At 57.3% G+C, this 13702-nt stretch carries 10 protein-coding genes; all 10 read left to right on the top strand.

The annotated features are described in order from the left end of the window. Positions 1 to 109 precede the first annotated feature (109 nt). The 10 genes from F556_RS33745 to F556_RS0111510 all read left to right on the top strand — a co-directional run bounded on the left by F556_RS33745 (position 110) and on the right by F556_RS0111510 (position 13699). The gene (locus F556_RS33745) at positions 110 to 1657 is read left to right on the top strand and encodes an ABC transporter ATP-binding protein (RefSeq protein ID WP_020617114.1); all 1548 of its coding nucleotides are present in this window, start codon (positions 110 to 112) and stop codon (positions 1655 to 1657) included. Beyond that, positions 1654 to 2715 carry an ABC transporter permease gene (locus tag F556_RS0111550; RefSeq protein WP_020617113.1) on the top strand — a complete coding sequence of 354 codons (1062 nt, stop codon included), beginning with the start codon at positions 1654 to 1656 and terminating at the stop codon, positions 2713 to 2715. Before F556_RS33745 ends, F556_RS0111550 begins: the two co-directional genes overlap by 4 nt. Next, positions 2712 to 3623, top strand: coding sequence for an ABC transporter permease (locus tag F556_RS0111545; protein WP_020617112.1), 912 nt, complete (start codon positions 2712 to 2714; stop codon positions 3621 to 3623). Before F556_RS0111550 ends, F556_RS0111545 begins: the two co-directional genes overlap by 4 nt. An 88-nt stretch (positions 3624 to 3711) precedes the next feature. Then, positions 3712 to 4872 (top strand): BMP family ABC transporter substrate-binding protein, encoded by a 1161-nt coding sequence (locus tag F556_RS0111540; RefSeq protein ID WP_020617111.1) that lies wholly within the window; start codon positions 3712 to 3714, stop codon positions 4870 to 4872. A gap of 21 nt (positions 4873 to 4893) precedes the next feature. Beyond that, the gene (locus F556_RS0111535) at positions 4894 to 5892 is read left to right on the top strand and encodes a formamidase (RefSeq protein WP_020617110.1); all 999 of its coding nucleotides are present in this window, start codon (positions 4894 to 4896) and stop codon (positions 5890 to 5892) included. A 69-nt stretch (positions 5893 to 5961) separates the two neighbouring features. Beyond that, a complete protein-coding gene (locus F556_RS0111530) occupies positions 5962 to 6780 on the top strand; it encodes a cysteine hydrolase family protein (protein ID WP_245583054.1) in 819 nt (272 codons plus the stop codon). A gap of 33 nt (positions 6781 to 6813) precedes the next feature. Next, the gene (locus F556_RS0111525) at positions 6814 to 7521 is read left to right on the top strand and encodes a cysteine hydrolase family protein (protein ID WP_040716477.1); all 708 of its coding nucleotides are present in this window, start codon (positions 6814 to 6816) and stop codon (positions 7519 to 7521) included. A gap of 691 nt (positions 7522 to 8212) precedes the next feature. Beyond that, positions 8213 to 9988, top strand: a complete 1776-nt coding sequence (locus tag F556_RS36200) for a PucR family transcriptional regulator (protein ID WP_020617107.1) — start codon at positions 8213 to 8215, stop codon at positions 9986 to 9988. A 153-nt stretch (positions 9989 to 10141) separates the two neighbouring features. After that, entirely contained in the window at positions 10142 to 11716 is a 1575-nt protein-coding gene (locus tag F556_RS0111515) for an FAD-dependent oxidoreductase (RefSeq protein WP_020617106.1), read from the top strand. A gap of 222 nt (positions 11717 to 11938) precedes the next feature. Further along, on the top strand, positions 11939 to 13699 hold the full coding sequence (locus tag F556_RS0111510) for a glycoside hydrolase family 35 protein (protein ID WP_020617105.1): 1761 nt from the start codon (positions 11939 to 11941) through the stop codon (positions 13697 to 13699). The last annotated feature ends 3 nt before the right edge of the window (positions 13700 to 13702 follow it).

The following is a 13702-nucleotide window of genomic DNA, read 5'->3' as shown; positions in this document are numbered from 1 at the left end:
ATGACTATGTTTTCATCACAAAGATAATTCGACATCCTCGTATTATAATCAAATTACGTTAAATAAACTGACACGTTAACAAAAAACAAAGCAAAGGGGCGAACGAACAGTGGATAAACCAGCTTCCGTAGGAAACGGACCGAAGACAACGCTACTGCAAGCCCGGGGTCTGACGAAACGATTCGGCTCCCTGGTCGCCAACAACAATATTGATCTGGATATCGATGCAGGCTCCATCCATGCTGTGCTTGGAGAGAACGGAGCGGGCAAGAGTACGCTGATGAAGATGCTGTACGGCGTATATGAACCCAACGACGGAGAGGTCATCATGGATGGTGAGCGGACGACGCTGCATCCGCCGATCAAGGCCCGGGCGAAGGGTATCGGCATGGTATTCCAGGATTTCCGACTGGTCCCGGCGCTCTCGGTGCTAGACAATGTCGCACTGGCGGTATCGACGGGGGGATGGCGCCTCAGACGCAAGCAGCTGCGGGAGCAGATCCAGGAAGTATCAGCCAAGTACGGACTCGCCGTGAATCCCGATGCGGATGTCTGGCAGCTCGATCTCGGTCAGCGGCAGCGGCTGGAGATCGTCAAGGTGCTGCTGGTACCAGGTACACGGATCATCATCTTCGATGAACCGACCAGTGTGCTGGTGCCGCAAGAGGTCGAATCGTTCCTCAAGATGCTGGACCTGCTGCGCAAGGATGGCTACGGCATCGTCCTCATTACACACAAAATCAATGAAGTGCTGGCCTGTGCGGATCAGGTGACAGTGCTCCGCGCCGGACAGATTACGTATCAGGCGAGTCGCAGCGATGGACTGGACGGCGATACCCTGATCAAATCCATGATGGGCGTCAAGCCGCTCAAGACCGTTACGAAGCAGACTGCAGTAGATGCAGCTGCGGGAGAGGTTGTCATGGAGGTGCGGGATGGCATCATCAAGGGCAATCATGGCGAGACGGTCATCGAATCATTGGGACTTACGTTGCGGTCGGGAGAGATTACAGGTGTCGCCGGGATCTCCGGCAGCGGTCAGCGGGAACTGGCAGAGGTCATGTTCGGCCTGCGTCCGCTGGCTGCGGGTTCGCTGCAGATTAAAGGTAAAGCTCTTACTGGTGGTCCGGCGGATTTCATGAAAGCTGGTGTCAGCTTCGTCTCCGAAGACCCGCTGAAGGAATCCGTCATCCCGGGCTTCACCATCCTGGAGCATATGGTACTCGACGGTATCTCCGTTCAGAACAAGGGCACGGGCATGGACTGGAAACAGATTCGCAGCGAGCTTGGGGCAAGCGAAGACGCAAAGGCCTTGGCACTGGCTGACCCGGATCGGCGGGCGGATGAGCTATCGGGTGGCAATGTGCAGCGAATGGTACTCTCGCGGGCGCTGATTCGCAAGCCCGACATTCTAATTATTAGCTACCCTAGCCGGGGGCTGGACATTGGCACCACACGTACGATTCAGCAGCAGTTGATTACACTGGCTGAGCAGGGCACGGCCATCCTATTGTTCTCCGAGGATCTGGACGAGTTGTTCAAGCTGTCCGACCGGCTGGTTGTCCTATCTGGCAAGCGGCTGTCGAGCGGCTACCGGCCGTCGGAGACGACCACCTCGGAGATTGGCTATCTAATGTTGAAAGGAGAATCGGCATGAAGCAGCAAGCAGCAGCAGCATCCACACTGGCCACAAGGCCGCTGGGCCGCAACCGTTGGAAGCCCCTTGGCATCCAGGCTGGCTTGATCGCGGCGCCCTTTCTTCTCTTCGGACTCTTCCTGATGTTCTACGACGTCAACCCCATCAGCCTGTATGGCTCGATGATCTCCTCTACCTTTGGCGATTTGTATGGCTTCGGCGAGGTGCTGATCAAGGCGACGCCGATCATCCTCACGGGACTGGCGGCGGCCTTGCCGGCCAGAGCCGGCATGATCAATGTCGGTGGTGAGGGACAACTGGCAATCGGAGCTTTATTCGCCACCTGGTTTGCCGTCTTTTATCTCCATAGCATGCCTTTCTGGCTAGGTATTCCACTGATGCTGATCGCAGGTGCGCTTGGCGGCGCCACCTGGGCAGGCATCACGGCTTTTCTGAAAGTGAGAGGCAATCTGAATGAGACGATCTCCAGCTTGCTGCTCAACTATGTCGCGGTATTCACGGTCGGATTCTTCGTCCATGGGCTGCTGAAGGACCCCGAGTCGTTCAACTGGCCGTTCTCGCCGGAGATTGCCGCTACGCTCCGCCTGCCAATCGTCAACGGAACCCGGCTGCATGTCGGCATCGTCATTGCACTGGCGCTGGTTGCAGTGGTCTGGTACGTCCTCAAGTACACCAGGCTGGGCTTCCGAATTCGGGTGCTGGGCAGCAATAACCTGGCCGCTGAACGTGCAGGTTTCAAGGTAAGCTGGATGCAAGTCGGTGTCTTGCTGGCGGCGGGCGCTCTCGCTGGCGTGGCTGGCATGATTGAAATTGCGGGTATTGAAGGTCGTCTAAGGCCGGCAACAGGTGCCAATTATGGCTACCTTGGCTTCCTGGCTGCCTGGATGGCCTGGAATAGTCCGATCCGGCTCGTATTCACGGCCTTTATCCTCGGTATGATTACGGTGGCGGGCAACTCGCTCGAGATTTCCTCGGGACTCCCATCCTCGTCGGTACACATTCTGATGGGATTGGTTCTGTTCTTCTTGCTCGGCATTGGAAGGAGGTTTAGCAGATGATTACAGATATTCTGACAGGAGCGATACGCTCCGGCACATCGGTTATGTATGCCAGTCAAGGCGAGCTGATCTCAGAGCGTGCGGGGGTCATTAACCTGGGTACGGAGGGCTCGATGCTCTGTGGAGCGCTTGGGGGCTTTGCCGTTACGGTCTGGACCGGCAATCCCTGGCTCGGCACACTCGCTGGCGGCCTGTGCGGACTGCTGATCTCTATGATTCACGCATTTCTGGTTTTGACCTGTGGCGCCAATCAGCTGGCGACTGGCCTGACCATCATGTTTTTCGGAATGGGGATTACCTCCTTCTTCGGACGCGGGTTTGTCAGTGAACAAATCGTTGGCTTCAACCCGGTGCCGATTCCGCTGCTCTCCGAGATTCCGTTTCTGGGCAAGGTATTGTTCAACCATGATCCACTGACATACTTGTCCTTTATCCTCGTGCCGTTGCTCTGGTATCTGCTATTCCGAACCCGACTGGGCGTCATTCTCCGGGCAACCGGTGAACGTGAGGATGTGTTGTTTGCCAGCGGCATCAACCCGCAGCTGATCCGTTATGCAGCTGTGCTGGCAGGGGGCTTCTTGGCTGGTGTAGGCGGGGTGCAGCTGTCCGTCGCCTTTACCCACAGCTGGGTGGAAAATATGGTGCAAGGCCGCGGCGTCGTCGCGGTGGCGCTCGTCATCTTCGCTTCCTGGCTGCCGTTCCGAGCCATGCTGGGTGCGTACCTGTTCGGTGCCGCGCAGGCGCTGCAGCTGACCGTTCAGCAGACGGGGCTTGGTATTTCACCTTTCTTCCTATTCATGGTGCCTTACATTCTCACCTTGGCCGCACTCTACATTGTGGAGCGCAAGAAACGAAGCCAGACGCCAGAGGCGCTGCGCAAAGTATTCACCGGAACATCAGCAGGTTGACTCGCCGGTGGCGGAAGGCCGTGAAGGTCGGGTGCCAGAACCGGCTGCTCATACAAACACAGATATCATAAAAGTGGAGGGAATTCTCATGTCTATGAAAACATCCAGCAAGCTGTTCGGATTGGTCTTGGCGCTCGTTATGCTCATTACCGGCTGCAGTCAGCCCGGCGTTACGCCTGCCCCGGCGTCCGGTGCTAACGCAGAAGGCGGCGAGGCGAGTGCTGCACCAGGTACAGACAGCCCGGCCGTAGGCTTCATCTTTGTCGGCGCACGTGATGACTTTGGTTATAATCAAGCCGCTTATCTCGGCAGTATGGCTGTGGAGAAAGCTTATCCGGATATGAAGGTTCTGCGTTCAGAGAATGTGCCGGAGACAGCTGAGGCAGAGCGTGTCATGGAGCAAATGATCAAGGACGGCGCGAAAATTATTTTCCCAACCTCTTATGGTCACCTTGACCCTGCACTGAATGTTGCGAAACGCCACCCCGACGTTGCGTTCTTCCACCAGGGCGGCCTGAAGACAGCTGAGAATCTGGGCACATACTTCGGCACGATCTGGGAGCCGGTTTATCTGGCAGGTGTAGCAGCAGGCAAAATGTCCGAAAGCGGCAAGCTTGGCTATATCGTATCGGTACCGATTCCGCAAGTATTGCTCAATGTGAATGCATTCCAACTGGGTGCACAATCGGTGAACCCGGATGCTACAACTTCGGTTGTTTTCACTGGCAGCTGGTGTGACCCGGGTCAGCAGGCAAATGCGGCTAACTCCTTGATTGACAGCGGCGTCGATGTGCTGAGCCAGCATCAGGATTGCACGAAAACCGTTATTGAAACCTCCGAGCGTCGCGGTGCGATGACAATCGGCTACCACGCCAATGCAGCCACGCTTGCTCCACAAGGCTGGATTACCGGCTCGGTGTGGAACTGGTCTGACCTGTTCGTAGACATGGTGGACACAGCGATCAAAGGCGAATTTAAAGGAAGTAAGTACGATGGCAAGTTCCGCGGACGTCTGAGCGAAAATATCGTTCAGTTGACCGAAATGGGCTCCGAAGTACCGGATGACGTGAAGCAGTTTGTGGAAGAGAAGAAGGCGGAGCTGGTAGCGGGTACGTTGAGCCCATTTGCTGGACCGGTTCTGGATCAAGCGGGAGAAGTGCGGTTTGCAGAGGGAGAGGAGCCGACACTGGATGAGCTTGAGGCAGCAGACTTCCTGGTGCAAGGCGTCATTGGCAACATTCCTAAATAAGATAGCGGAGGTGCGGGTGCGATGAGTGGATTGGGTGGACTGAATAAATCGCCTGACGGCGTCGTCATCGGACTGGCCCAAATGAAGCTGCCTGTGGTGGAAACACCACAGCAGCTGGCGGAGCAGACGGCTCGCATCGTTGAGATGACGGCCAAAGCCCGGCGTGGGCTGGGAACCATGGATTTGATTGTATTCCCGGAGTATTCGCTGCACGGCTTGTCGATGAATATGGACCCGGCCATTATGTGCCGGGTGGATGGGCCGGAGGTAGAGGCCTTCCGGCAGGCATGTATCGATAACCGGATCTGGGGCTGCTTCTCGATTATGGAGGCGAACCCGGACGGCAACCCGTACAACACGGGATTGATCATTGATGATCAGGGCGAGATTCGGCTGAATTACCGCAAGCTGCACCCATGGGTGCCTGTGGAGCCTTGGGAGCCGGGCGACCTGGGGATCCCGGTCTGTGACGGGCCCAACGGCAGCAAGCTGGCGCTGATTATCTGTCATGACGGGATGTTTCCGGAGATGGCCAGAGAGTGCGCATATCTCGGCGCAGACATCATGATTCGCACCGCTGGGTACACTGCACCGATCCGGCATTCGTGGCAGATCACCAACCAGGCCAATGCGTTCTGTAATCTGATGTATACCGTCTCGGTCTGCATGAGCGGCAGCGACGGTACCTTTGACTCCATGGGCGAGGCCATGATCGTGGGCTTCGACGGTGTGCCGCTCGTTACGGGCGGCGGACGGCCCGATGAGATCGTTGCCGGTGAGGTGCGGCCTGCGCTGGCGCGCGAAGCCAGGCGGCTCTGGGGCGTGGAGAACAACATCTATCAATTCGGTCATCGCGGATATGTCGCTGTGGATGGCGGCGCGATGGACTGCCCGTATACGTACATGCACGATATGGTAAAGGGCGAATACCGGCTGCCGTGGGAGGATGAAGTCGCGGTCACGGACGGCACTTCCGAGGGCTATCCCAAGCCGGAGCGCAAATACAAGGAAGAGAAGTAGCTAACTGCTGTATGATGCAAGCGGTCATATGAGGCCAGACAGGTATCGAGAAAAGGGGGCGGGGTAACGTTGGCTGAACACGAATACGGGCGTCTGTCTGCCTTAGGTAACCAACAGTGGAAACGGCCCCGGCCGACTGGAGCCGCAGCGGTGAAGCTCAGTGGTGAAGTCGTAGCGAACCCTTACGCGTGGCCGTACGACGGCAGACTGATCCCCTCTCGCACAGCCTTGCTTGTGCTGGATATGCAGACGGATTTTTGCGGCAAAAGCGGGTATGTCGACCGGATGGGCTATGATGTGTTCTCGACAGCACGGGCTATTGAGCCGACTCGCAGGTTGCTGGAAATGGTGAGGTCGATCCCTGAGTTTACGGTGATTTATACCCGAGAGGGCCACCGGCCTGATCTGGCCGATCTGGCGCCCAACAAGCGTTGGCGGAGCCGATTAATCGGTGCGGAGATCGGTACTGAGGGACCGGCGGGACGCATCCTGGTTCGCGGTGAGCCCGGCTGGCAGATCGTCCCGCAGCTGACGCCGCTGCCGGGGGAAACGATTGTCGACAAGCCGGGTAAAGGCAGCTTCTATGGAACAGACCTGGATCTCATTCTGCGTTCACGGGGGATTACCCATCTGATCCTGACGGGCATGACGACGGACGTTGGCGTGCAGTCCACGATGCGTGAGGCTAATGACCGGGGGTACGAATGTCTGATTCTGGAGGACTGCACAGGTGCGACGGATATCGATAATCATGTAGCGGCGCTCAATATGGTGACGATGCAAGGGGGCGTGTTCGGCGCAGTGACCACGTCGGATCAGCTCATCCGGGTCCTGCTGCGATTGTCACTGGAGTCTGCCAGACTAACGGAGGGCGAGTTGACCATCTGAGGTTCGCAGGCAGTGGAAGGGAAGGGGATTATGATGCATCAGAAAATAACCGTTAACGAGGCGCGGCCCTACGCTTATTCATCCGGATTAGAGCAGACGGCGCTAGTCGTCATTGATATGCAAAATGATTTTTGCAGTCCGGGCGGCTTCGGTGAGCTGCTCGGCAACGATATCACGCCGGCACGAGCGATTATTCCTGTGATCCAGACGGTGCTGGAGGCGGCGCGTGCGGCGGGGATGATGGTGGTTCACACCCGTGAGGGGCATCTGCCTGATCTCTCCGACTGCCCGCCAACCAAGCTGGCGCGGAGCCGTGCGCAAGGCGCAGGCATTGGCGACGAAGGGCCGATGGGCCGCATCCTGGTGCGCGGCGAGCGCGGCCATGCGATTGTGCCGGAGCTGGCGCCGCTCCCCGGCGAGCTGGTCATCGACAAGCCCGGCAAAGGCGCGTTCTATGAGACGGCCCTGCAGGAGGCGTTGGCCGCTCGTGGCATCACTTCGCTGGTCGTGTGCGGCGTAACCACGCATGTGTGCGTCCATACCACAATCCGCGAGGCCAATGACCGTGGCTACGAATGTCTGCTGCTGGAGGATGCCTCGGCGGCATTCGACCCCGGCGACCACGAAGCGGCTGTGCGGATGATCTGGCAGCAGGGCGCCATCTTCGGCTGGACCGCCACAGCAGCGGCATTTCAGTCCGCACTGGAGCGTAGTGCCGCAGCGGCGGGCGGCCGGGCGTAGAGGGCATGACTGCGCTGACCCGCTGGTTTTATTCTCTGCACTGCCTAACCACATGATCACCAATCTTCGTATGGGGGCTCGGTCCGCCAAGCGCCGCTTGCGGCTTCCCGCGCCATTTGATACTAATGAGCCGCTTAGATGCTGAAACAACCGAATAAACCAAAATCACCGTATGAATTCTGCTCGACAGACGCCGCTTTGCTTCACAAAAACCACAAACACGATATTTCATTCGAATAGCCTCACTAGCTTGGCGAATGAATCCAATGAACTCGAAAAACCGAACTTAATTAGCTCAACAGACACCGATAACGTGCAATAAACACGATATTTCAACCTTATTATGCTGTTTGTGGTCTGAACGGGCCGAATAAGCTCGAAAAACCGAATACAATCGGCTGCAGACAGCTGAGTGTGCGTTGCGAACACGATGTTTCATACACATGGCTCCACTAGTGTGCTGAACCGACCGAATGAACTCGATAAACTAAATGAAATGAGCTAAGCAGAGGCAATTTACGCACCGACCGCCGAATGACACGAAAAGCCCTTCAATAGCCACACTTGCTAAGCACTTCATCGAAAAGTCGCCCCATTGCCTCCCGTTTGCGGGACGATGGGGCGATTTCTTATGGAATTTGGTACACTAGGCAATGGAAAGTAAGCGGAAGAACGGAGAGGAGGGAAAGTCATGGAGGAGGAGCTGGGACTGACGGTAGGAGAGTTGTTCCGAATGTCCCATTTCAAGGAGGCGGTTATTCTGGGCGGCCGGGAAGGACTGGATCGCCTGATAAGCCGCATTAATGTCATGGAGGTCCCTGACGTCATCGATTGGGTTCGTCCAGGGGAGTTCCTGGTGACGACCGGCTATCCATTCCGCAACCGGGTGGAGATGATTGCGCCATTGATTGCCCAGCTGGCAGAGCGTGGGGTCGTGGCGCTTGGCGTGAAGACGACGCGCTTCATTGGAGAGGTCCCGGCGGAGGCCATTGAGGCGGCCAACCGTCACGGCTTGCCGCTCATTGAACTGCCTGCTGACATGGCGTTCTCCGATGTCGTGCGCAGTGTCATGGAGCGGGTGCTGGTGGCGGAGTCCCGTCATTTGTCGATGCTGCAAGGACGGGTCCAGCGCCTCTCGCAAGTGCTGCTGCATGGGGGCGGACTGGCAGCCTTCCTGGAGCATCTGGAATTGCTCGTTCGCAACCCGGTCCTATTGCTGGAGCCAAGCGGTCGATGGTCGGCTTCACCTGCGGCGGAGTCCCTGTGTCAGCAGGTCGAGACTGAGGAGTGGGACAAGCTGAGACGGGAGCGCACATTGGAGACCGGGTTCATCCGGGTAGGTGATACGTATGTGCGGACACATGCGACGGAAATTGAGGATGCGCGCGGGCAGTCTTTTTTGCTGGTGATGCTGGAGGTGCAGCAGGAGTACGGGATCGTTGATACGCTGACGATGAACTGGGCCAGTGAATTGGTTGGGTTTGAGATCAATAATGCCCAGGCCCGCAGTCGGATTGAGGCCAAATATATCGACCAATTCGTCCAAGACTGGCTGGCTGGTCGAATCATCTCTCCGGTGGATCTGCGTCTGAGGGCAGAGGCCTGTGGCAGTCCGCTTGCTGATGATTCTGTCTATGTGGCAGGTATCGTCAGGTTTAAGTCAACGAGACCGACGATTGGACAATTGCAAGAGCTGGCTCGAAGGCTTAACTGGGATGCGGCTGGTCAGACGGGCGAGCCCTTGGCGCGTTGGACGATACTGGAGGAGGAATTGACGGTGCTCTTTGCGATCTCCTCACAGGAAGGTACGACAGCAAGTGCAGCGCAGCCTGGCGATTTGCCTGTAGCCAGGGAGTCTGCGGGTCAACTCGGCCCGGATGCTGGCACGGGAGAGGGGGCAAGCGGACGCTTGGTCGTTTCCACCACTTCCACCACTTCAACTTCCACTGCCTCGCATATGGCGGAGCGGCTCCTGCAAGTGGCGGCCGCCCAGCTCGCGAGACTCGAGCAGTTGTTCCCGGACCGGGCCGTCCAGCTGTGCCTGGGACGACAAGCAGCTGGCCAGAGCGAGGTGCCGGTGAGCTGCCGCGAGGCGAAGCGGGCGGTGGAAGTTGCCACGGTCTGCGGCATGACGGAACCAGTGGTGCATTACGGCGAGCTCGGCGTATACTTGCTGCTCTACCGGCTTCAGGGGACGCTGGAGCTCGAAGAGTTCAAGCGCACCTACCTGGAGCCGCTGCTTCGCTACGATGCCAAGCATCAGGGCTCGCTGCTGCACACCTTGCGCGTGTATTTTCAATGCAATGGCAACGCCCGAGAGACAGCCGATCAGCTGTTTATTCACTACAACACCGTCACCTACCGTCTCGACCGGATTCGTACGGAGCTGGGCTTGCGCCTGGACGACCCCGAGACGCGTCTGCAACTCCAGCTGGCGGTGAAGCTGGTGGATATTAAGGATGGCTAGCCTAAAGAACTGAACATCAGATTACCATAAATAGATATCCCTCTACCCTACTCCCGTGCGGCCTGGCATTCTACAATGATGGAGGATGAACTTACGTTGCAGCTTGTCTACCGGATGAGCGATTTCATAACGGCAAGGGAGAGTTGTAAAAAAATGAATCAGGAAATGCACGCAGACGTCGTCGTCCTTGGTGGGGGCACGGGAGGCACGGCAGCGGCACTGGCCGCTGCCAAGAGTGGGAAAACCGTCATTCTGACGGAGGAGACAACCTGGATTGGCGGGCAGCTGACCAGCCAGGCCGTACCGCCGGATGAGCACCGCTGGATCGAATCGTTCGGTTGTACACGTAGCTATCGGCAGTTTCGCCAAGGCGTGCGTGACTATTATAAGCAATATTTTCCGCTGACAGCCGAAGCGCGGGCACTGCCGCACCTAAACCCTGGCAATGCGATCGTCAGTCGGGTGGCCCACGAGCCACGCACGGCGGTAGCGGTGTTAAACCAGATGCTGGCTCCGTATGTCCATAGCGGGCGGATACAGATTCTTTATCGCCATGTCCTGGAGGCTGCAGAGACTGGGGGGGACCAAGTGAGTGCGGTGACGGTCCGGGATCTTGAGGAGGGGACGCGGCGTACGCTGCTCGCGCCTTATTATATTGATGCCACGGAGTGCGGGGATCTGCTGCCGCTGGCAGGTATTGAATATGTGACCGGCGCGGAGTCAATTCACGATACGGGCGAGCCTCACGCGGTGGACGGCCCGGCTGATCCGATGGAAATGCAAGGCTTCACTTATTGCTTCGCCATGGACTACATCGACGGGGAGGATCACACAATTGAACGTCCGGCGATGTATGATTTCTGGCGAGATTACAAGCCGGACTTCTGGCCAGACCATCTGCTGAGTATGGCTGGTGTGCGGCCAATGACGCTGGAAGCCATCGAGTATGGGCTGTTTCCCGATTCGGAGCGCTTCTCTCTCTACCTGTACCGGCAGTTGATCGATCATAACCAGTTCGCTCCAGGCACGTTCAGCGGTCCGCTCACCCTCGTGAACTGGCCGCAGAATGATTACTGGCTGGGCTCCATCATTGATGTGAGCGAGGAGGAGCGTGCCCTTCATCTGGAACAGGCCAAGCAGCTCAGTCTCTCCTGGCTGTATTGGCTGCAGACCGAGGCGCCGCGGCCGGATGGCAAGCGGGGCTACCCCGGGCTGCGACTGCGCCCGGATGTGGTGGGTACGCAGGACGGTCTGGCGATGTACCCGTATATTCGTGAGTCACGGCGCATCGAGGCGGAGTTCCGTGTGCTGGAGCAGCATGTGGCGACTGACTGCCGTCCGAGCGGCGTGGCAGAGACCTTTGCTGATACAGTGGGCATCGGCAGCTACCGCATCGACTTGCATCCCAGTACGGCGAACCGGACGTACATCGATATCTCGTCGCTGCCGTTCCAGATTCCGCTGGGCAGTCTGATTCCGAAGCGCGTGACCAACGTGTTGGCTGGCTGCAAAAACCTCGGCGTCACCCATATCACCAACGGCTGCTACCGGCTTCACCCGGTGGAGTGGAACATTGGTGAGGCGGCGGGGTACTGCGTGAGCTACGCCCTGGATCGCGATCTGACCCCATCTGCCGTGCGTAACACCGAATCGGAGCTGAAGGCGTTCCAGCAGCGTCTGGTGCAGGAGGGCATTGAGCTGGCGTGGCCAACTGTGGGCGCTGTTTAGGCGAAGCTCGTACGAGCGGATGAAGCTTTGAGTTTTTGATCGGATATAGAAATACCATTTGCTAGTGCTTGAGCCCGCTGTCTATGGATGGCGGGTTTTTCTCGTTATCCAGATCGAGCTCTGCTCTTCTCAGACATATTTAATCTACGGTGCAGCAGGAATGAAGCGCACGCTGTCAAATGGGTAGAGGAGAAGATGGTACATCAAAGGAGAGGTTGCAGCATGGCTCAGTTTGGAGTAGAAGGCGATCATTTCGTTTTTAACGGAGAGCAGATACAGCTATTGTCAGGTGCGATTCATTACTTCCGGGTGGTCCCGGAGTATTGGGAGGATCGGCTGATTAAATTGAAAGCGCTTGGATTAAATACGGTGGAGACCTATATGCCCTGGAATGGGCATGAGCCTCGCAAAGGGGAATTTTGCTTTACAGGGCTATATGATTTCGAAAAATTCGTGAAGCTGGCGGGCGATCTGGGTCTGCATGTCATCCTGCGACCCAGCCCTTACATCTGCGCAGAGTGGGAGTTCGGGGGACTGCCGGCCTGGCTGCTGGCGGAATCGGATATCCGGCTGCGTTGTTATGATGAAACTTATCTGAAGCATCTGGATGCGTATTATGATGAGCTGCTGCCACGGATCGAGCCGCTGCTCTGCACCCATGGCGGTCCGGTCATCGCTCTGCAGATTGAAAATGAATATGGCAGCTACGGCAATGATAAACAATATCTGGCGCATATCCGGGATGCGATGGTCAGCCGGGGCATGGATGTGCTGTTGTTCACCTCCGATGGTCCGACGGATTCGATGCTGCAAGGCGGGACACTGGAGGGCGTTCTGGCAACGGTCAATTTTGGCTCGCGGGCGACAGAGGCTTTCGCTACATTACGTAAGTATCAACCCGAAGGTCCTCTCATGTGTATGGAATTCTGGAATGGCTGGTTCGACCACTGGATGGATAAGCATCACACCCGCGAGGCGGCCGATGTGGCTGTGGCGCTCGATGAGATGCTGGCAGCCGGGGCCTCGGTCAATTTCTACATGCTCCATGGCGGCACCAACTTCGGCTACCTGAACGGGGCCAACCACGTCCATCGGTACGAGCCCACCGTCACCAGCTATGATTACGATGCCTTGCTTAATGAAGCGGGCGAGCCGACAGCCAAATACTGGGCGGCACGCGAGGTGTTGGGACGTTATGTTGAGCTGCCCCCGCTGCAGTTGCCGGAGCCGACGCCCAAGCGGGGCTATGGAACTGTGCGCTTGGAGGAACAGGGCTCACTATTTGGACAGTTGGATGCCTTGTCCGTGCCTGTGCAAGCCACATGCCCGGAACCGATGGAGAAGCTGGGTCAGGCTTACGGATATATATTGTACTCTACGTTTGTCCCTGGACCGAAGAGCGGGATGAGCCTGCATGTACAGGAGGTCAGGGACCGGGCGATCGTCTATGTGGATGGTCAATACCATGGTGTCGTAGAGCGCTGGCAGCCGGAGCCGCTGAAGCTGGATATCCCGGAGCAAGGGGCTCAGATCGACATTCTGGTGGAGAACATGGGCCGGATTAATTACGGGCCGCTGATGGCTGACCGTAAGGGCATCACCGAGGGGGTACGGCTGGACAATCAGTTCCTGTACCATTGGACGATTCGGTCGCTGCCGCTGGAGACGCTGGAGGGCGTAAGCTTCGTGGACGAAGTTCTGGTAGAGAAATCTGCTAATGAAGGGCAACGGCCGGCCTTTTACAGAGGGCATTTTGAGGTGGATGATCTGGCTGACACGTTCTTGCGGCTAGATAACTGGACCAAAGGACAAGTCTATATCAACGGCTTCTTACTCGGCAGATACTGGGAAGCAGGACCGACGAGAACCCTATACATCCCTGCGCCGCTGCTGCGGGCAGGTCGCAATGAGCTGGTGGTCTTCGAGCTGCATGGTACACGATCTCCCGATGTTGTGTTAACCGATGAAGCAGATTTGGGGTAGTTG

The sequence above is a fragment of the Paenibacillus daejeonensis DSM 15491 genome (assembly GCF_000378385.1).
GTDB lineage: Bacteria > Bacillota > Bacilli > Paenibacillales > Paenibacillaceae > Paenibacillus_D > Paenibacillus_D daejeonensis.
The sequence above is the reverse complement of the archived record's forward strand: the minus strand, read 5'-3'. Positions and strand labels throughout refer to the sequence as shown.

What these genes read in the sequence shown, in the direction of transcription:
- F556_RS0111550 (WP_020617113.1), top strand. Translation starts at nt 1,654, where the DNA reads ATGAAGCAGCAAGCAGCAGCAGCATCCACACTGGCCACAAGGCCGCTG.
- F556_RS0111545 (WP_020617112.1), top strand. Translation starts at nt 2,712, where the DNA reads ATGATTACAGATATTCTGACAGGAGCGATACGCTCCGGCACATCGGTT.
- F556_RS0111540 (WP_020617111.1), top strand. Translation starts at nt 3,712, where the DNA reads ATGTCTATGAAAACATCCAGCAAGCTGTTCGGATTGGTCTTGGCGCTC.
- F556_RS0111525 (WP_040716477.1), top strand. Translation starts at nt 6,814, where the DNA reads ATGCATCAGAAAATAACCGTTAACGAGGCGCGGCCCTACGCTTATTCA.
- F556_RS0111515 (WP_020617106.1), top strand. Translation starts at nt 10,142, where the DNA reads ATGAATCAGGAAATGCACGCAGACGTCGTCGTCCTTGGTGGGGGCACG.
- F556_RS0111510 (WP_020617105.1), top strand. Translation starts at nt 11,939, where the DNA reads ATGGCTCAGTTTGGAGTAGAAGGCGATCATTTCGTTTTTAACGGAGAG.
- F556_RS0111535 (WP_020617110.1), top strand. Translation starts at nt 4,894, where the DNA reads ATGAGTGGATTGGGTGGACTGAATAAATCGCCTGACGGCGTCGTCATC.
- F556_RS36200 (WP_020617107.1), top strand. Translation starts at nt 8,213, where the DNA reads ATGGAGGAGGAGCTGGGACTGACGGTAGGAGAGTTGTTCCGAATGTCC.